The sequence below is a fragment of the Pseudoalteromonas sp. bablab_jr011 genome, from assembly GCF_016464045.1.
GTDB lineage: Bacteria > Pseudomonadota > Gammaproteobacteria > Enterobacterales > Alteromonadaceae > Pseudoalteromonas > Pseudoalteromonas lipolytica.
In genome coordinates, this window is the sequence record NZ_JACDWU010000234.1 from 1 (window position 1) to 21,014 (window position 21,014).

Annotated in this window: 15 protein-coding genes and 1 pseudogene; 6 read left to right on the top strand and 10 right to left on the bottom strand. The window is 38.0% G+C overall.

Annotated features, from left to right (window positions below):
* The 4 genes and pseudogenes from JIG41_RS13810 to JIG41_RS13830 form a co-directional block, all read left to right on the top strand.
* Positions 1–725: IS630 family transposase (locus JIG41_RS13810; protein WP_199524948.1), on the top strand; the 725-nt coding region annotated here is incomplete at its 5' end.
* A gap of 369 nt (positions 726–1,094) precedes the next feature.
* A pseudogene (locus JIG41_RS13815) lies at positions 1,095–2,296 on the top strand (ISNCY family transposase); the annotation flags it as partial.
* 114 nt (positions 2,297–2,410) lie between these two features.
* Positions 2,411–3,007, top strand: coding sequence for a DUF4113 domain-containing protein (locus JIG41_RS22860; RefSeq protein WP_312000516.1), 597 nt, complete (start codon positions 2,411–2,413; stop codon positions 3,005–3,007).
* Positions 3,008–3,222: 215 nt separating this feature from the next.
* Positions 3,223–4,209, top strand: coding sequence for a hypothetical protein (locus tag JIG41_RS13830; RefSeq protein ID WP_138557672.1), 987 nt, complete (start codon positions 3,223–3,225; stop codon positions 4,207–4,209).
* A 216-nt stretch (positions 4,210–4,425) separates the two neighbouring features.
* On the opposite strand, the gene JIG41_RS13835 is transcribed toward JIG41_RS13830, so the two are convergent.
* Positions 4,426–4,884 carry a hypothetical protein gene (locus JIG41_RS13835; protein WP_036973957.1) on the bottom strand — a complete coding sequence of 153 codons (459 nt, stop codon included), beginning with the start codon at positions 4,882–4,884 and terminating at the stop codon, positions 4,426–4,428.
* Between the two features lie 222 nt (positions 4,885–5,106).
* Here JIG41_RS13835 and JIG41_RS13840 point away from each other — a divergent pair, with 222 nt between their 5' ends.
* Entirely contained in the window at positions 5,107–6,318 is a 1,212-nt protein-coding gene (locus JIG41_RS13840; protein WP_036973958.1) for a ParA family protein, read from the top strand.
* 2 nt (positions 6,319–6,320) lie between these two features.
* On the top strand, positions 6,321–7,412 hold the full coding sequence (locus tag JIG41_RS13845; RefSeq protein ID WP_036973959.1) for a ParB family protein: 1,092 nt from the start codon (positions 6,321–6,323) through the stop codon (positions 7,410–7,412).
* Positions 7,413–7,470: 58 nt separating this feature from the next.
* Here JIG41_RS13845 and JIG41_RS13850 read toward each other — a convergent pair whose 3' ends face one another.
* From JIG41_RS13850 to JIG41_RS13890, 9 genes are all read right to left on the bottom strand, one after another.
* Positions 7,471–10,941 (bottom strand): PAS domain-containing hybrid sensor histidine kinase/response regulator, encoded by a 3,471-nt coding sequence (locus JIG41_RS13850; protein WP_199524949.1) that lies wholly within the window; start codon positions 10,939–10,941, stop codon positions 7,471–7,473.
* Position 10,942: 1 nt separating this feature from the next.
* Positions 10,943–13,198, bottom strand: a complete 2,256-nt coding sequence (locus tag JIG41_RS13855) for an ATP-binding protein (protein WP_199524950.1) — start codon at positions 13,196–13,198, stop codon at positions 10,943–10,945.
* Positions 13,199–13,210: 12 nt separating this feature from the next.
* Positions 13,211–14,479 (bottom strand): PotD/PotF family extracellular solute-binding protein, encoded by a 1,269-nt coding sequence (locus JIG41_RS13860; RefSeq protein WP_199524951.1) that lies wholly within the window; start codon positions 14,477–14,479, stop codon positions 13,211–13,213.
* A gap of 83 nt (positions 14,480–14,562) precedes the next feature.
* Positions 14,563–15,486: a diguanylate cyclase gene (locus JIG41_RS13865; RefSeq protein WP_199524952.1), complete on the bottom strand. Its 924-nt coding sequence runs from the start codon at positions 15,484–15,486 to the stop codon at positions 14,563–14,565.
* Positions 15,477–17,588, bottom strand: coding sequence for an EAL domain-containing protein (locus tag JIG41_RS13870; RefSeq protein WP_199524953.1), 2,112 nt, complete (start codon positions 17,586–17,588; stop codon positions 15,477–15,479). The genes JIG41_RS13865 and JIG41_RS13870 overlap by 10 nt, the downstream gene beginning before the upstream one ends.
* A 481-nt stretch (positions 17,589–18,069) precedes the next feature.
* Complete coding sequence (locus tag JIG41_RS13875; protein WP_199524954.1) at positions 18,070–19,368, bottom strand: PAS domain-containing methyl-accepting chemotaxis protein; 1,299 nt, start codon at positions 19,366–19,368, stop codon at positions 18,070–18,072.
* 243 nt (positions 19,369–19,611) lie between these two features.
* On the bottom strand, positions 19,612–19,875 hold the full coding sequence (locus JIG41_RS13880) for a hypothetical protein (protein WP_063530237.1): 264 nt from the start codon (positions 19,873–19,875) through the stop codon (positions 19,612–19,614).
* Between the two features lie 17 nt (positions 19,876–19,892).
* Positions 19,893–20,165, bottom strand: a complete 273-nt coding sequence (locus JIG41_RS13885) for a hypothetical protein (protein ID WP_063530238.1) — start codon at positions 20,163–20,165, stop codon at positions 19,893–19,895.
* 70 nt (positions 20,166–20,235) lie between these two features.
* Positions 20,236–20,817 (bottom strand): hypothetical protein, encoded by a 582-nt coding sequence (locus JIG41_RS13890; RefSeq protein WP_138558977.1) that lies wholly within the window; start codon positions 20,815–20,817, stop codon positions 20,236–20,238.
* Between the last annotated feature and the right edge of the window lie 197 nt (positions 20,818–21,014).

Consider the following 21,014-nt stretch of genomic DNA (forward strand, 5'->3'; position numbering starts at 1 on the left):
AGCGGTCGCGTTGGAGTAGTGAATTATTCGCACTGCTACTGCATAAGCTTTACCGTATCGTTATTCATAGCTCAACTCTCAGGCGGTGGTTGCCACAAGTCGGCATCGTCTGGCGTCGTGCGGCACCGACGCTGTATATCCAAGACCCAGATAAAGAAGCTAAGTTAGCAGCCATGCGGGAGGCACTTGAAAATTGCAGCGTGGACCATCCGGTGTTTTATCAGGATGAGGTGGATATCCACCTGAATCCGAAGATTGGTGCCGACTGGGGCTTTAAAGGTAAACAGCGTAAGGTAGCTACACCCGGCCAGAATAAGAAACACTATCTGGCGGGGGCACTGCACAGCCAGACAGGACAAATCAGTTATGTTGGTGGTGAGCGCAAGACCAGTGATTTGTTTATTGCGCTGTTGGAGCAACTGAAAGGGCAATACCGGCGAGCGAAAAGTATCACGCTAATTGTGGATAATTACATCATCCATAAGAGCAAAAAAACGCAGAAATGGCTGAATGAGAACCCAAAGTTCAAGCTCTTGTTTTTACCGGTATACAGCCCGTGGCACAACAAAATTGAAAAGCTATGGCATGCGTTGCATGAAACGATAACCCGTAACCATCAGTGTAAGAACATGGATGACTTACTGGAGCAGGTATACCACTTTATGGACACAGCGGCTCCGTTCCCAGGTGGCAAGCATGGCTTGAAGCAGGTGTATCACAATTAGGATCAGTTATCTAGTCAGCAGTAAATCCCTAGCATGGACTTGCATCTGGCACCAAACTCTACGCAGTTCTTTTCCATGTGCCGCGCAAAAACTTTAGCTCAAAACCGTTCAGTATTCGGTAATGCTGAAGTGAACGTTGATGTCCGCTATTCGCTCTTAGCTGCCTGTCAGGTGAAGTCTAAACCTAATCAACAAAACTGTAAGATGAGATATGTGCTACTACAATTAATCCTGTTATCACCAAGCGATTTTGTCGTACTTTAATTACCACGCGATTCTGTCGTAGTCGCTAATTACCAAGGGAAATTGACGGTTATCTTTAACCGTGTTCTTTGAATGTTTTGTCTAAGCATTTGAGGAGCGCTAAGGGTGATTGTTTTGAATTCCAAAGCTCAATTGACAGTTGATATCATTGCTAAAGTGGCAGAGCGTAAAATTACCATAGCTAATGCCGCTAAGCTCCTTAATAAATCCAGACGCACTATTGAACGTTATTTGCAGCGTTACCGAAGTCAAGGTCTACAATTCGTTGTCCATGGAAATACAGGCAGTGAGCCAATTAATAAAACTTCAGATAGGCTTAAGCAGCAAGTTCAGTCGCTGATCCGCGAGAAGTATTATGACCTGAACCTTTTGCACCTCGCCGAGATGCTTGAGGCTCACGAACACATTGTTGTTAAGCGAGAGACACTGCGTAAATGGGCACATGATATCCATCATGTAAAACGAGCCAAACGTAGGCGCAGCCGTGTTCACAAACGCAGAGAGCGGATGGAAGCACCAGGACTAATGCTGCAAATGGACGGCAGTACACATCGCTGGTTCGGTGATAAAAAGTCGTGCTTAATCGCTATGATTGATGATGCTAACAGCGATATCCATGCAGAGTTTTTTACGTCAGAAACGACTGAAGGGTGTATGAAAGTTATGCGCTAAGTTGTTGAGAAGTACGGTGTGTTTAAAACTCTATATGTTGATAGAGCTGGCATCTTCGGTGGCCCTAAACGTTGCAATTTCTCCCAGATGCAACGGCCTGTGAGGAATTAGGAATTGAAATCATCTTTGCCAGCTCTCCTCAAGGAAAAGGTCGTATTGAACGTGCCTTCGATACTCTGCAAGACAGATTGATACCAGAGTTAAGGCTCAACAATATTACTGACATGACAGGCGCTAATAGCTACCTCCAACACGTTTTCATCCCGCAGTTCTGGCGTAAAAACCTGATTGTAAAATCTAAAACATCAAATACTGAATATACGCCAGTATCACGCTACATCAATCTTGATGATATCTGCATTACCAAGGTCTACCGGAAGATCCGTAACGACCATACGTTTAGCTTCAAGGGAAAGCTCTACTTCATCGACTCACCGCTTAAGCACTCAATCGCAAACCAGAAAATTGAAATTCGTACGAGTAAAAATAAGCGGTTCGATGCGTATTTCGCTGGGCGAAAACTACAGGTAACCGAAATAACGGAGCCTGAAAAGCTATCCTCGGAAGACTATGAGATCCAGAAGAAGCTTGAAGTATTGGCTCTGGCTGACAGGCTTGGAAATGTGGCGGAAGCTTACAGTAGAACTACTAAAAAGCTAAATAAATTTGGAATCTATACGGGGTATGACCTTAAAAATGCCGACATTAGTTGGATCAAAAAGACGTTCACAGTTGTTCTTGCCCGTACTGTGGAAGAGTTACGAGGAAAATCTGCGGTTGAATTGAAAGATGTAAACGACTCTCGCGATAGAATTTGCGTATCTCAGAGTATGGGAAAACCGGTGATAGAGCTTACGGAGCTTTCTGAAGCTGTTACAGCACATGCAACAAAGGCTGCGTTTAAACTTCGTCGATTTAAATCTTACACATCGGCAATAACAATATTCATCCACACAGATTCATTTAGACAGGCAGAGCCGCAGTATCATAAGTCACAATCAATTAAACTACCCTACCCCACCGCGGATACATCAACACTGGTGTCTTATGCAAGCTTTGCATTAAAAGCTATTTATAAGAAGGGGTTTAAATACAAAAAAGCTGGCGTTATTTTTGAAGAACTTTCATTACACGATGATATGCAACAACTTGAACTGTTATCTGAGACTTTACCACTGAATATTAGCTCAAAAACGTTGGTCATTGATGAGATAAATAGAAAATTTGGACGTAGTGCAATAAAGCTCGCAAGTGAAGGGTTCTCTCAGTCTTGGCGGCCTAAAGATGATTTAGCACCTTTGAGTTATACAACAAAACTTTCAGATTTACCTATTGCGAAAGCATAAAGATTATTTAGAAGAACCCTACCAAGGTATAAACCCCAGAGTAAATAAAATAACCCAACCCAATTGAAAGAATGGTAATGTTAAAAGCCAACATGAATAGCTTAAAATTATGCGATAAATCGGGCATTTCCATGATGCACCTACAGTGTTTTTTAATGTTATTAAATCATGTATAGCAGACTATCTTAAATAATTCCTTAAATAAAGGTACAAATATGCACGAAATACCGGTCCCATTTGGTATCAATAACTCAGGCCATTTAATTGCAGCTCAATCGATTCAAGTGGGCGGAACCTATACTTGTCCATATTGTGGTGAAGCGCTTTTGTGTGATTTGTCTTCTATGCAAAATAAGATGCTCATCCACCCAGAAACCAATAACTGCAACAGCCTAAGTGATAGCTATAAGAAAGCCAAAAAACTAATTAAAGATGTCATCTTAGAAAACAAAAAGGCTGAGACAACAATACAGATCCATCAAAATTACTATCAATGCCTCAAAGAAATACAAAGAGATATAAAATATTGTACATTTGAAGGGGTTCAAACTGATTATTACTACCATGACTCAGTATGTGATGTGATTGGGCAATTTAGCTATAAAGGACAGTCAATCTATTTGGGCATCGAAATTGTATCTGAACAAGAGCAAGACTGGAGACCATATAGCATTTCAAATGGTTCGGCATTAAGAAGCTGGATCAAACTAAAAGCCTCTGACGTTCTTAAAGATCCATACAATTGGCGACCTCTAAACTCAAAGCTATCACCAAGGCTTTGCCAATCATGCAGCAATACCAGCAAGAAAGGCTCTAAAATAATTGCTGTTGCAGATAAGTACTCAATTCCTAGAGAGCTGTACACAACTGCTCGCAAATCCCCTGATAAGCCGTTCATAGCCGACATTGAAACTTGCTATAGATGTTCAGAAGTAATCCCTGTGTTTTGGTGGTTAGGGACGCCATTTTGCGAAGATGAACCACCATTTCCGCGCCCTTATACAATTGAGCTGAGATTTTCCAAGCAATACGGCGGTAAATACTGGGCAAACACTTGCCCTAACTGTAAATCAATACAAGGTGATAACCATCTCCATGTATTTGAAACAGCGCAATTCAAAGATTTACTATCACCTAAAGTTAAAAGCAGGGAGTCTAATGCTATTAGCATGCTCATGGAGCGTACCAAGCTATTCTATTAGTGCGCTAGCTATGGGCGCAGCACTTCACTAATGAAAGGCATTAGTAGGAAGCGTATAGCCGCGTATTCACACACTAAATAAAGCAGCCCTAAAGCCAGGCTAAAGTTAAAGCATAAAATTATGAATATAATCGCGGTGAGTAAGAGGAAAGCTAATAAAATCATAGCTAAGAAGTTAGGGTTTTGAATTAGCCTGTATATAAACACTTTCATGGTGTTAACTGCCCAATTCTTCAAAGTCTATCAATTCTCCCGTATATGTATCCTTTACAACCCCATTTTCAACGGTAACGAAGATAACATTATTCAACCCACTCTTCTTGGTAATACGGATAGACGCATATGACGAAACTAGTTTTTTAACTGTATCTTCAAGCGTCTTAACATCACTTAATTTGACGTCATCATGCCCAATTCGTTTTAAAGTAAACATTCGATTACGACTCCTTTGATTGTGATGTGAGTGCCAAGCAGACATGCAAACGATGGCTCTCCCTATCATTGCTATACCAGCCACAAAGCCTATGAACGTCACAAATAGCAGTATGAAATCAGTTTTACCTGTCATACAAAACAGATAAGCATAGAAAGCTCCTGCACTAAAAAACATCAAACCCAAACACAGCTCAAATAAATTAAGCCATCGCTCGGCCATTGAGTATTGCTGACTATCCATAGAAAACACCAGATAATTAATAACTGACGACCATCCTATGCTATCCAGTAAATCGCGCTTAACAGCGTGAAAAAATCAAAATTTATAAGAAAAACAGGCTTTTTTAAGAAGAATTTGAGATATTATTTTAAGCATTAAAAATTAGCTCATGCTTTAATTTTTGCTTTACCATCTAAAAATTAAAGCATACACTATAAAAAAACACATTCAGTAAGGTTCACAATGACTATCTCTAAAGTAGAAGCTACCGATATCTCGTTTGACGAGCTAAAAGAAGGTTCAGAACTGTACATCCAACGCCGTAATAGACGCCTTCTAAATAACCACCGCAAAGAGCTTAGAGTGTTTACTAAAGCTGAAGCAGTGGCGTACTTAGATATTGATGCAAGAACGTTAGATAAGTACTGCAAAGCTCTAAAAATTAACCCAAGAAGACATGAAGAGAGTCAGTGGTTATTGGATATCGAAGAGGTCTACAAAGTACGAGATTCACTTCCGGATGAACTTAAAAAACAATTACCATTTGTTCGCAGTGAAAGCCAAGACCTACAAGTTATAGTTGTTCAAAATCAAAAAGGCGGTGTTGGTAAGACTGTTACTGCAGCGACAGCTGCATCTGGTTTGGCAACTGAGTTTCATCAAAACTATCGTGTTGGCTTAATTGATATGGATGGCCAAGGCACTTTATCAATGTATTATGCCCCTGAATCAGCACAAGAAGGCTGCTTATCTGTTGGTGACTTAATCATGGGGAACTATGAGCTTGATGAAAACGAAACGCTAAAAGAAGCTATCAGTGAAGCGTTCTTGCCGACCACTATTCCTAACTTGCGTATTTTACCAGCTTCACAATCAGATCGAGCAATTGAGGGCTGGTTTCATGAAGCAGTATTCAACCAGCAACTAAGCTCTCCTTACTCAATACTGCACGACATCATTGAACAAGTTAAAGATGAATTCGATATCATTATCATAGATACGCCTCCATCATTAGGCTACGCGACATACAACGCTTACTACGCTGGTACGAGTGTTATTTTCCCATTATCTGTTACCGAAAATGATATTGATGCTACGTGCTCATATTTTAGTTATATCCCGCAAGTATGGACGCTACTAAAAAATGCAAAACACCCGGGTTATGACTTTATGAAAATACTGCTTACAAATCATAAAGAGAGTTCAACCACTACTGATTTACAGAACAACCTTTATGATAGTTTTTCAACTTACCTTTACTCAACAGAGTTCAACAATAGTGAAGCTGTGAGACAAGCTTCATCATTACTATCAACCGTATTTGATATGTCTAAAAGTGAATACCCTAAAACCAAGATGACTTTCCAGAATGCACAACAAAATGGATATGAAGTTACCAGCCAACTACACCGCGATATTCAAAAAGTATGGCGCGAACAAGAGAAGGAGCAATAAAAATGGCTAAAAAAAGAGGTATAGTCTCTCCACTCGGCAACACAGCAGGCTCAGAAGAAGCTATTGCAGATAGCAATAAGAACCAACTTGAGAGTTTGGCCAAGCGCTTGAGAATTGAAGCTGAAAAGAGTGAAACACCACTTGATGAAGTGCTCTCTAAGCATCTGGGAGTAGTCAGCGTAGGTCAAAGTAAAGTCTGGACATTAAAGTCAGGCCAAGAAGCCACATTCACACCGGTTACGTTGTCATATGAGCAGCTTAAATCAAATACAGTCGTCACTTTTGAAATCAACGGGCGCGAGCAATCACTATTAACAGAAGAGTCGCTTCAAGACTTATCAACATTAGATAATCAACAGTTCTACCCAGCAATTGGTCGACGTCTGTCAGATAACAAGATTGACGTTCTTGATGGTTCACGCCGTCGCGCCTATGTACTTGAGAAAAACGGTGCTATAGAAACTTTCTCAATGCTAGTTACTGATGACGAAATCAGTCTAAGCGATGCAAAGGCTCTCGCTACATCACTACAGTCAGTTAAAGAGCACAGCTTACGTGAAATTGGATTACGCCTAGAGCGAGACAAAGAGGCGTACTTAGCTGAACATGGCAAAAAGTTGAACCAGGCTGAGTTAGCGGAACGTCATGGCTTAAGTCAATCAAAGGTAAGTAAAGCACTACAAGCAGCAACAATCGATAGTGATTTAATTTCTGTTTTTCCAGATATTTCATTGCTCAACCACAGTGACTATAAAGCGCTATTGGCAACACAGGCTTTATTAGGTGATCAACTAAGTGATTTCACTGAAGAGCTAAAAAGTAAAGTTAATGAGCTAAAAGTTAGCGGTGGCTTTATCAAAGAAGACCTTAAAGACAAACTCAGCAAACTAATAGCTGATGAGTCTAAGTCCTTCAAGCCAGCTACAGATAAACCAGTTGTGACGACATTATTCAAGTTTGACAATAAAGATCAGTTTGCTCGCAAAAAAGTGAAAGGAAGAAACTTTTCTTATGAATTTGGTCGAGTTCCGAAGGATATTCAAGATAAGTTAGATGAGGCAATTTCAAACATACTTAATGAAAGTTTACAATAGAAAATTCATGTACAGGTGAGTTTGTAAACTCACCTGTATAGCAGCAATTCATCCTTGTTCATAATTTACCCAGCTGCCTTGCGATATCCTCTACTAACCTAGGTATCATTTGTTCGATCGTGACTAGTTGAGCGCCTATATCCAAATTACCTTTCTCAGCTATCACCTCAATATCAGAGAATAACTCTCTTAATTTGTTAGCGCTTATTTCACCACACATCCCTTTTAACGCATGCGCTATTTGACGGACTTCTTCACTATTCCCTTTTTTGTGTTGCTCTATTAGTTCCTGCACTTTAATAGGTGCTTTAACAACAAACACTTCACAAATTTTGTTTAGTAAGACTTCTTTATTTAATAATCGTGCAAGGGCTTGTTCGCGGTCCCAGAGCTTTTCTTCTTTGAGTTTATTTCCGGCAAGAGGAATTGCTTTAGATTGCCCCTCGTAGCTTGATAACGACCATTTGACGACCTTTTCTAATACTTTAACTGCCTCAATTGGCTTACTCACATAATCACTCATCCCCACAGCTAAGCATTTTTCCTTTTCACCAGCCATCGCGCTTGCCGTCATTGCAATGATAGGAATATCAATAAACGACTCTCCTGCTTTTCCTGTGCGTATTTTTTCACATACTTGATAACCATCTAAAATTGGCATTTGGCAGTCCATCAGTATGCAGTTTATTTGCTTCTCACTTGTGTTGAAGTGATTTAAAAGTTCAATTGAATCTCGTCCATTACTTGCTGTTAAAATATTTATAGGCAGCTCATCTAATGCGCCTTTAGCAACTTCAATGTTGATTTCGTTATCGTCGACAATCAATACCGTACAACCTTTTAATTGCTCAATAACATCATCTGAAAGTTCAAAGCCGCTGGTTTCAGAAAGTAGATATAATGGGTCACTTTTTGGCACTTCGTAGCCAGCTACTTGCACCAGCTCTGTTTGGGTTACAGGCTTTGTAATTTGAGATACTTTTGACGCAATACCTTTAGGAAGTGGGTTTCCTGGCTGATGAAGTGTTATAAACTGAGCGCTTTGGCTATTTTCGCTTAAAACTTCAATGATTGAACCTATGTTATTAGTAGTATCATCTTCATAGTCTAAGAACACATAGTCAAAAGCTTTGCTTTTATGTGCGCCAATCTCCGCCATAGAGCATGTGCTAACAATACCGCCCTGTAAACTGATTGTCTTATCTAAAACCTCCCAAATATTCGGATTACTGCTCGCCACCAAAATGGCTTTATTCTCGTAGCATTTTTCAGTAACCTGAGAGTTTTCTCCACTGCAGCGAACTTTAATATTGAAGGTGAAAACACTGCCCTGATTTAACGTTGAACTGACAGAAATGTCTCCATCCATTAATTGGCATAATTGTTTACAAATAGACAAGCCAAGTCCAGTCCCCCCAAACTTTTCTGATATTGCAGTACTTGCCTGCTGAAATGCATCAAATAATTGTCCTTGTGTACTAGGCGCGATCCCTATTCCCGTATCTTGGACGTTCACTTTTAAATTATGTGTATCTTCTGATATGCGCTCAGAACTAACAATGACTTTGATATAGCCTTTGTCAGTAAATTTTATCGCATTACTGATTAAGTTATTTAAAATTTGAGTGAGTCTGAGCGGATCTGTTTTAACATTCTCACAGTTTAAGTCACTGGTATCTAAATATACATTTAACCCTTTATCAAAGGCTCGAATAGCACTCGATTCAACTAGCTTTTCAATTAGCAGTTGTAGATTGATAGTTTTAAGATTTAGATCCAATTTACCTGCTTCGATCTTTGATAAATCAAGTATGTCATTAATTAATAGATTTAAATTTGACGCACTTAGCTCCATCATTTCAACAAGGTTTCGTGATTTACCAGACAACTCTTCTCGTTTTAAAATATTTAAAGTACCAATGACTCCATTAAGCGGAGTACGGAGCTCATGGCTTATATTCGATATGAAAGCACTTTTTATATCGCTATGCTTAATAGCATCATCTTTGGCCTCTGCAAGCGCTTGAGTACGCTTTCGAACTTTTGCTTCTAGTTCTGTATTTAATCGTTTTACTTTTATCTCTGCATCTTTTTCTTTTGTTATATCTCTAATAATTAAAGCAAGCCCTATTAAGGTATTGTGTTCAGAAAAAACGGGGCTAACAGATATAGCGTAATGAAGCGTTGTTTCGTCAAATTGTTCAGATAATTCATCTTTAATTTGTGATTTAGAGCTTTGAATATCAGTTACGTAGGTGTGGATGGGTAATTTTGAAAGAAACTCAACATCTTTGGCTAGCTTCCCTAATGCTGTCACTTTAGAAATTGACAACAAACGCTCCGCCGTATTATTTACACTTGTTAACTCACCTTCTAAATTTAACCCAACGATTGCATCGATTGACCCATCAACTATTGCAGAGGCTTCTCTGCGAGCTTCTGCTAAGAACTGACTTCTTGTTGCATTTCGATAAAACATTATAAGTAATATAAATGTGAAAACACCTATTGCAGCTAAGAAGCTATAAGTAATTTCTCGCTTCTCATTAATTAACGTTTCTACGTACTTTTCAGGCACTAAAAGATTAAAGTTGATGTAACCATACTTATTTCTAGGCTTTGTCTTCACTTTTGTAGAATGTACATAAAACTGCAGGTCAGGGTTAAGTTTTGAAGTTATCGTATAGAGTCCCTGATATTGAACTTTCTGACTATAAACTTTATCCCACGTTATTTCAGGGTTTAAGTCTCTTGAAAATTGATATTCTTCAATAGGATGGTAGACAAAGTCACCTTCAGAGCTACTAATAATTAAATCAGAGTAGTTAAAAACGGTTCGTTTAAGATTATCAATGAGTGCATTAGCATTTACATTCATAATTAAAAATGCATACCGCTTTCCTTTATCACTAAAGATGGGAATAGAAAAACGTAGCATTGGCTGGTAGGGAAAAACCACTTCACCAAATTCTTTATTTAAAGTAAGTGGCGACATGTAAATTTGATTCGTTTCGAGTTGAGAGCTTGGTAAAAAATATGGCTCACCACTTTTAGCCTGCAATGAGTAATCAGGCACAGCCTCTACAGATGCGCCTACCCGTTGCACACGTATTAACTCTTTACCCTCGGCTGTAATAGCAATAACACGAAGTTGCTCAACAGCTAGATTATTCTCCATAAAACCAATAAATATAGTTTCTAGACGCTCTTTCCACTGGTTGTATGTAGTACCATCGTATGGATCAATTCCATCATTAAATTCAGCTCTTGGTAATCCCGATATAGGGGGGGTTGAGTATAAAAAGCGGAGATCTGATTTTGACTCAGCAATTGAACTAGTTACTATTTCTTTTAAGCGCTCTTGAGTCTCAGTAAACTCTTGGTCAATTGACCCTAAAACATCACTTTTAACGTGTCCTTCAAAAAAATAAACTGCGAATAAGCCAAAAATGCAAAACACAAAGGAAACAATTGTTAAATATACCTTCGAACCAACTAAACTTGCACCACCTTTATTATAAATATCCATACTATGTCCGCTTAATATTTGTTCTACACCACTTTAGCAAGATAGACCTCAAAGCGTCATACTCGAGTGGCTTTGCGATATAATCATCCATTCCGGCATCAAAACAGCGCTGCTTATCTGCACTTAATACATTAGCAGTTAAAGCAATAATTGGTGTATGTTTGAAAGCAGAAAACTCTCTAATTTTTACAGTGGCTTGCGGACCATCTAATACTGGCATTTGCATATCCATAAAGATAATATCAAATACACCTAGTTCACATTGTTCAACAGCTTCCTGACCATTGTTTGCCATATTTATAGAGGTAATATTAAATTCATTGAGCATCGCTTCAATCACTATCTGATTAATGTCATTATCTTCAACAACAAGCGCATTGATATTAGATAAATCTATATTTTCTTTAGGTGTAGTTAATGAAGCATCTTTATGATCTAAGTCCATTGAAGATAGTGTGCGCTTTGCTAACAGAGAAAAATAAAAATGAGATCCTTCTCCTAGTGCACTTTCGACTTGTAATGGTGCTTCCATCAAATCTAATAATTTATTTGATATAGTGAGGCCCAACCCTGTACCACCAAAACGCCTTGTAATAGACGTATCTGCCTGAGAAAATGCTTCAAATAGTGTATTCAAGTGTTCACTTGCAATCCCGATCCCTGTGTCTGATACATTAAACGTAAGCTTTACTTCATCAAGCCCAATCTCTTGTATGTTTACAGTTAACGAAACGCTTCCTCTCTCTGTGAACTTAACAGCGTTACCCAGTAAATTTATCAATACCTGCTTTAAGCGCGTTTCATCGGCCAAAAAAGCCAGTTTTTCAACTTCCGAAGTTGTAGAGATATAAAGCTGAATATTTTTACTATCTGCTTGCTCCTGAAATAGGTGTTTAAGCTCCTCTAAAAGATAGCTTAAATCTACTGGTTCAGACTCAAGCTCAATTTTTGAAGCCTCAATTTTACTCAAATCAAGAATATCGTTGATAACAACTAATAAGCTAGCGCCAGAAGACTGTATGAGGTGTAGCATTTTGCTTTGTTCTGGTGTGAGCGTCGTGCGGCTTAGCTGGCGAGCCATTCCTAAAATACCATTCATAGGTGTTCTAATTTCATGGCTCATGTTGGCTAGAAACTCTGACTTAACTTTTGTTGTATGCTCAGCGCTTTGCTTCGCTTCAGATAGATCTTTACTTAGTTCTCTAAACTTATTAGCTGCCTTGGCTAAAATACCAATTTCATCCTTTCGTTTTAAATCATAAATCGGTGCTTCCAAATCTCCATCTAAGAAATGTGTGAAGCTATTTGTTAAGCGTTTTATCCCACGTGTAATTTGCAGGTGAAAAAATAAAGATAGAGCGACAATGTATATAACAACCATTAAAGCAAGTACATTTAAAATGCTCTCTGTCATTGTAACCGCTTGTTGTGCATTCCGTTTTATTTGTTTTAGTTGAGTTAACGAATCTTCCCTTAAGCTATTTGCAAGCGTACTAAATTCAATTGCATCGCCTGCCATAACAACATTAACTAAGCTCAAATAGTTTCGATTAGCTTGAACACTTTTTGAAAAAACCACCCGATAATGGCTTACGAAATTGAGCATTTTTTCAAATTTAGTATTATCAGCTCCATTTTCAGATAACGTATCCAGTATTTTTTCAACGGATGCTCTTTTGGCATACTCTTTTTTTGTTAAAAATTGAATTGCATCATGATGCAGCACATGCCAAAGATTAAGGTATTCGGCAATTAGCAACTTATCATCTGTATTAATCGTCTTTGTTTTCAAATCGTCAAGAAGTAAAACTGCATTCAGATAAATTTGGGGTAACTCTTTTTCAATTAAGTTATTTCGTTGTGTAAAGCGAAGTTTCAATACTTTTAAATTATCACCATAACGACTTACTAGCTGCGTCATTCCATTTATGTGAGCTTTCGTTCTTCCTACAGTATTTTTTAAAGTAATTTCAGCTAATCGACTTTCAATACTGTCAAAATTTACCATTATTTTTTTAAAAACGGGGGCACTACCTGATGCTCCGTAAACTGAGATATCCCTTTGCATCTCAACAATATCTTTATTGATTTTTAAAATATCTACCGAATAATTACTAATGCTAGCGATATCACTGAAAGAGTCTTCGATGGTTTTCAGCCTTTGATTCATAATCAAATAACTAACACTCATGGCGATTAAGACAAGTACCATCGCTAGTGACATTTTGGCAGCAAGAGATTTTGAAAAAAAGCTCAACAAATTACTTCCTTATGCATTAAGTAGTTCATACCACTTATCTAAACTGTAGTCATAATTTGGCATCACGGTATTCCAAACAGCGATGTTTGAAAAGCGTTTAATATAGCTGCCACCATCCCTTACTTCGCCAGCTTTAACAGATACTTTACCATCCGTTCCCTTCAAGTCAGTTGATGCTTCTTGTCCTTCATACCAATAGTTCCACTCAGGTTTCGACATAAGCGGTTGGCTTCGGCTAGGGTTAGAAATGTAATATCCTTGCCTTGCTATAAATGCGCCTGGGTAGCCGGATAACCACCAGTTCATATACTCATACGCAGCATCCTTAACATGCCCATGCGTATTTTTTGATAAACACATAACTCCATGCCATGCTCTGTACCCTTCTTTTGGCGATGCATAAGTTACTGGAATGCCTAGCCCATTTAGCGCACTGACCCCTGGTGAGAACATACTTTGAATGGTCACTCGGTTCATTTTCATAAAATCAACAGATTGCGGAACCGAAGTCCAAAAACCTGAAAAATGACCTTGCCGTTTCTTTTCAAATAAAATGGCAAATAATTGGTCAATCTCGGCAATAGTCATATTGCCGAAATCATTAAATTTCATTAATCCTTTAGCTTGAGCAGCTAGAGCAGCGTCAAAAATACCTATTGTTGGTGCATTAACTAAGGCTACTTTCCCTTTATTCTTTTCATCTAATAGCCATGCCCAAGATTCTGTTTCGTAAGGGATACCTTTTTCAATAACATTCGTGTTATAGCCAAATGAATCGACATTATGTACAAATGGCATGAAGCTAATTAATTTGGATGGTGTTGCTCCTAACGAACCATCTGCCTGTGCATAAAGCAGCTTGTTTGGTGAATCGCCTGCGCCTAACTTTGCATCTGGTACAATTTTGCCAGTCTTGGTAAGTGGGTTTATTTCATCCCAATAAACGAGTCTATCAACCTCGATTGGCTGAATTGCATCTGCTTGCCACAAAATATTAATAGAGTCAGACCATTGCTCAAACAAATCAAAAGAACTAGGGTCTGCTGCTGCTTTTTGTAAAACGGCGGCACTCCCCATAGGCGTAAACTCGATGTTTATACCTAGCTCGCGTATTGCTCTCTGTCTAAGCTCTTCTTGCAACGTAACATGTGTTCCCATTACACGAAGGGTTACTTTGTTCTTTGCAAAAACATAAGGGGCTTTAAACGCAAGTGTTGATGCTGCAGCACCAACACCGAGTGTTTTTAGAAAATCTCGACGCTTTTGGGAATGTTCCATTGTATTTCTTGGTAAGTTAACAATCTCTAAAGTATAGGCTATGTTCCTGAGGTTTCTACAAAAAGCAGTAAGAAAAGCCTAAATCAATCACAAAAACTAAGCCTAAAACAGTTTCGCCCATCACTTTTAGCCGCATAAAGCGCCTTATCTGCGCAATTAATTAGCTCATTAAAGCTCACCTTATTTTGATGCTCATAGATAACCCCACCGATACTAACTGTCGCGCGGCCCCATAAAGACTTAACATGCGGGATATTAATTGCCTCAAGCTCTGCTGAAATACGATCACATATGAATTTAACGCCGTCGAAGTCAGTGAATGGCAGTATGACAAGAAACTCCTCGCCACCATATCGTATTGCTATATCTTGAGGTCTTTGAATAGATCGCTCAATAACATCAGCAATTAGTTTCAGGCAAGCATCTCCTTGAGGGTGCCCGTATTGATCGTTGTATAATTTAAAGAAGTCGATATCCAGCATTAGCAAGCTGAACGGTTTTCTCTCTCTTGAAGTCTGTTTAAAAACGTTTGCAACTTCTAAATCCAAATAGTGACGGTTAAATAAGCCTGTCAACGAATCTTTATAAGTAAGCCGTAATAGTTTTTCTAATCGAAGCTTATTCTCTAAATGATTTTTCGTGCGGTGTATCAATGTCGATGCAGTAATAGGTTTACCAATAAAATCAGAAGCACCAGCTTCCCAGCATGCATTTTGACACTCTGTATCGTAAGTCGAAGTGATGAAAATTATTGGGATATTTTCGAATATAGCTTTAGCCTTTAGTCGCCCACAAATATCCAGACCACTTATATCCGGTAAATTAATATCTAGTAAAATCAAATCTGGAAGTAAATCCTCACAGGCTTCTAAAACAGCCTGACCAGAAGAGTATGCATCAACAGCAAAATGCTCTTCTAAAATAACACCTAAACTTAGCCTTACCATCTCATCATCATCAACAATGAATACTTTACATTGTGATAATGGTTTTAAACTTAAGGGCATAATATTCCTTCAGCTTTACTGGTTTGAATTAGTTTATCAGCGTTGTCGAATCTCAATGGTTTACTTAGTAAATAACCTTGACCAATTTGACAACCAAGCTCTTGCAGTCGATCTTTTTGCTCTAAAGTTTCAATCCCTTCAGCCACAATTTGGAGTTTTAAAGAGTGAGCTAGTTCAATTATAGTAGTAACAATATTAAATGCTTGAGCATCATCAAGCATATCACGAACAAAAGACTGATCTATTTTTAGTATATCTATTGGGAACAATCTTAAGTATGAAAGACTGGAATATCCAGTTCCAAAGTCGTCAAGAGCAATACTGACCCCCATACCAGAGATAAGTTTTAATTGACTTACAGTATAATCAAAGTTTTCAATTAAGGCCGACTCTGTCACTTCTAACTCTAAATAACGACTTGGTAATTGGGTTCTTTCAAGAATTTCGGCAACAGTATCTACAAGTTTAGTATCTGTGAATTGTTTAGCAGATATATTTACTGCTACTTTAATAGGCAGACCTTTATCAAGCCAAGTTTTCGCTGCAATACAACTCTTTTCAAGAACTTGTTCTCCTAAGCGAAAAATAAGCCCCGTTTCTTCTGCATATTCAATAAAGTGAACAGGAGAAATAAAGCCACCTTGTCCATCTTTTAAACGAACTAAGCTTTCTACACCAATCAGTGTGTCAGTGTTTAAATCATATTTAGGTTGATAATGAACGTCGAGATCATTTTCATCTAATGCCTTTCTAAGTTTATTTCCAACCTCAAGACGCCTATTCATTTCAACCCGTAAATCATCACTAAAATAGAAGTAACTATTAGCAGATTCGTTTTTTGCTTTGTACATTGCGGAGTCTGCATGGCGAAGCATTTCTTCTACACTTGATGCATCATCAGGGTACACACTTATGCCTAAACTTGCTGAAAGAACATGCTGCTCACCACCTGACCTAAATGGCTTGCTAATAACACTAAGAACCTGACTGACTAATGGCTCTAAACTTAATGAGTTAGAAGAGTGAGGAACAACTAGTGCAAACTCATCCCCACCAACACGAGCAACAGTAATGTCGTTACATGCAAATCGGTCTAAACTATGACCAATATGTGCAATTATCTCATCACCAATATGGTGCCCTAAGGCATCGTTAATAAACTTAAACTTATCTAGGTCAAGTAGCATTAAGCTTAATTTAGTGTCATTAAAAGCAGCTCTGGCAATACCCTGCGTAAGTCTATCGTGAAGTAACACTCGATTTGGTAGTGCGGTCAATTGGTCATGATGAGATAAATAAGTCATCTGCATAGACATAGCTAAAGCTTCGCTTACATCTTGAAATACCATAACAGCGCCGCATTGATTATGGTTTTTATCAAGGATAGGAGCTGCGCTGTCTTCAACTCGATGTTCAATTCCTTGCTTACTTATTAGTTGCGTATTTAAAGCCATAGCAACTGGTCTATTTTCATTTAATGCAACGACTAATGGGTTAATTGATGAGGCTTTGGTCGTAGCATCGACTAACTTCATCACCTCTTCAATATGGCGACCTTTCGCCGCTGTTTGTGACCACCCTGTAAGTCTTTGCGCTACAGGGTTCATATACACAATATTTGCGTTTTTATCAGTAGAAATAACTGCATCTGCAATCGAATCTATCGTAATTCTCAACTGCTCTTTTTCAGCAAATAGTTCTTCTTGTGTTAGCTGTAATACCTTTTCTTGCGTTCTGATTTTTATATGATTTTCAATACGTATTCGACAGAGTCTGAGGTTTAGCGGTTTAGAAATAAAGTCTATCGCGCCTAAAGATAAGGCTTTTTCTTCAATCGCAGGATCGCTGTGAGACGTAATGACAACAGTTCTAGTTTGTGCCAAAGTAGGCTTTTGCTGTATCACTTCTAAAATGTCAAAACCACTGACTTTAGGCATTTCTAAATCAAGAATCAAAATGTCTGGTCTAATTTTTTCAATCAGCAGTATTGCTTCAGAGCTGTTGTTAGAAGTTGAAATATCTCCAATTCCTTCTAAAGCATGCTCCAGCTGTAAGGTATTAATTTCTTCATCATCAATGATTAGAACACTGCAATTGTCCATTTAGGGTTCCCCTCAATACTTTGTACCTACTAACAATAACGCTAAAACAGTAAATTTGCGACACACTTTTTTATTAGTCTTAAAATATTATTTTTTTGTATATTAAACTGGTTCTTTGTAATTATTAGCTAGTTTTTAATTAATGTGTAAGTAATACTATTAACTATGTAATAAAACAAAATGGATAATTTAGGAAGGTATTTTGAAACATTATTACATTAACGATAACGCCCAAAACACAGGTGAACATTAAGTACATACAGAGTCATGCCCGTACTTCAACTTGATAAAAGACCGCACTGATTTAGGTTTCTTTCATAGTTGCAAAGATGCAGTAGAGAAAGCAAAAACCAAATATTCAAATGTTGATGGATGTAAGCATTGTTGCTTGCTTTGCAATACTCGATAGAAAAATTTATAACTGAGAGACTGACTTGATTTAGTCACATTGTTCAGTCTCTCTCAAGTTGTGATAGCTAAATTAAAGGTTTGTTTTAAATTGACCTACAGCCTCAACGACTTCTTTTGCGCCTTTTTGAATGTCATCGATTACATTCCCTGCACTATTAGATAAATCCAAAGCATCTTTGGCTTCTACTAAACTAGCTTCAATTTGGGTTACAGCGTCCTGAGTAAGTACTTTGTTTTCTGCAACCACACTAATTATTTGCTCTGTAGCTAAACTCGTTCTTGATGCTAATTGTCTTACTTCGTCTGCGACAACTGAAAAACCACGTCCTTGCTCACCCGCTCTTGCAGCCTCTATTGCAGCATTAAGTGCTAATAAGTTTGTTTGATCTGCTATTCCTTTAATACTTTCAACCAATTGAGAGACTTTTGCTGATTGTACATCAAGTTTATTAATGCCTTCGCTCGCAGTTTCAAGTTTCTTAGAAAGCGCATTCATAGTTGAGATAGTTTGCTTTACAACACCTAAACCATTTTCTGCATCAGAGTCAGTTTGTTTTGAGATATCGTAAGCAATGCCAGCTGTTTCTGAAATAGCTTGCTCTCTTCTCATTTGTTCTGTAATGACAGTCGCGAACTTAGCAACTTTATATAAATCTCCATTTTCATCATGAATAGGGTTATAAGAAGCTTCAAGCCATACTTCATTGCCATAACTATCTATTCTTTTAAAGCGGTCAGAGATAAAGCGCCCCCCCTTTAACTTTGACCAAAACTCTTTGTAAGTCTTTGAATTTGCCTCTTCTAGATCGCAAAAGATACTATGGTGCTTACCTAGTATTTGGCTTTTAGAGTACCCCATTGCATTTAAAAAATTATCGTTAGCACTCAGAATTATTCCATCTAGTGTAAACTCGATTACAGCTGATGAACGACTAAGAGCTGCAAGCATATCTTCTTTATCTCTCGAATGAGATATAGTACGAGTGAGTTCAGATGAGAAAACAGCGATATCCTCATTTACAGGTTGAACGATACTTCTAAGCCACAGCTCTCTGTCAGTTTTCGTTTTTAACTGTAAAGCACCATGCCAATGGTTAGTTTTCTTAAGTGCTGACAAGAATTTTTGTGTATGAGGTTTATTTAATGACTTTTTTAAAATCAAGTCTTCAATACTTGCGCCTTTTAGATCCTCAACTTCACTTTCAATTGCCGCAGCAAAGCGATGGTTAGCTTCTAGGATATACCCACTTTTACTTAATAAAAAATACAGCATCTCTTCTTTCAGTTCCTGCTTAATATTTTCATACTCAGCAGTTTGCTCTTTTAGATAAGCAATTTCAGATAACAATTTTTTATTTGTAAACCACATTAGGTAGCTTCCCTTTTTTAGAGTTAACTCAAGATTTGAGTTTCAGAACCAATAGTTTAGAAAGAAAACACGATAAATCACAATAAAGACTAGTCTAATTGAACATTGTATTTTTATGTTCAATTTAACATTCTGAATAAAAAGACATGCTATTACTGTAAAACTAACAAAACCTACTGTAACATTGCAAGTTAACCTAAATTTAACATAACAATAAATATGTAGCTTATTCTTTAAGAATAATTAGTCGCCGATTGGAATTTTCGGTCTTTCAAACATTAATGCCTTTTTCTGTAATTGCGACAAAGAAACTTTTCTATCTCCAATGCCAAGTAGCTTAACCGACTCCCCCCAATTTGTTGTACGATACTTAACATCACTTTTGATAACCCCCAACCAACTTGAAGCTCTACGGGTACTTACATCAAAGTGCTTAGCAAGTTTTTTCGCTGTGAAGAATCCACCATTTTCAAGCATAAATTCGGCTGCGTCATTTACTGATAACATAGGGTCCTCCAAATAGTTCATTCATTTGCAAGCATAGGTGGTCTAGCAAACAGCAAAGCTTGTTTTTGTAGACTTCTCATGCTGGATTTTCTGCCATATATAGAAACCACTTTTACTTTGCGATTCGGGACACCAGTATAAACCGCCTTATACTTATTGGTTGTACGGATGTTATATAGGAGTGCGCTCGCTTTATTTGCTGAAATAGAAAGTGCTTTTCCGAGGGATTGGGCCGTATAAAACTCCCCTGTCTCTAACATTAGTTCAGCTGCTTTTTCTGTCGATGCCATTTTCAAACCTTTTATAATTGGAGATTTTTCGACAATATCAACAGATGAATTTTGCGCTTATTTTGAAAAATTAACTTAACAAAGCCAGCCTTTGGGCAAAAGTCATTTTAGCTACCACCTTATGTGCACCGGTATCACTGACCTTGTTGATGGTTGTAACTACATCATCAAACAAAGCAGCTGTACTATTAATATTCTTTTGAGCTGATTGAAACGCGCTCAGGAGCGTATCAAGTCGCGGGTTCCATTCATTTAACACCCATTTATCTACATTAGAACCAATAGCGCCATGAACTAAACGAGAGAACTCGGACTTAGCAGACCCTTTGTCTCTAAAGGTCATGTTATTGAATTCTGCTAAAGCTACTAAAGCAGGCTGCCAAACTTGTTGAGCCTCCAAAATTCTTTTATTGATTTTCTTTAATCGTTTGATGGCTTTTGTGGTTAATTGAACTTTTAATTTAGGATTGTTATTGACCAAACTAACGTCCTTGCTGGTCATAATTCTGCTAAACAAGTCTTCTATTTTACTTTCACTGTATCCGGTAATTAAATTGGTTTTCTCAAAGTACTTTAAGCTACGAGTCAACTTTCTCTCACCAACAAGGTTGTTAAACATTTCATAATTAAGCTCAAAGTCTGGTACCGACACCAAGAGACTTTCGAACTTTTGAATACAGTAACTATCAACTTCATTCTCTAATCCTGTAGTGAACTACTCGCGCCTAAAGGCATCGAGCTTCCAAGATAATAGCCTAAGCTACTAACCTTTCTTTTTTGACGCTTCGTTGGACACCGCTAGTCGAGCTTTTGACTCGGCTAGTCTTACGATTGCCTCCACGTCCACTA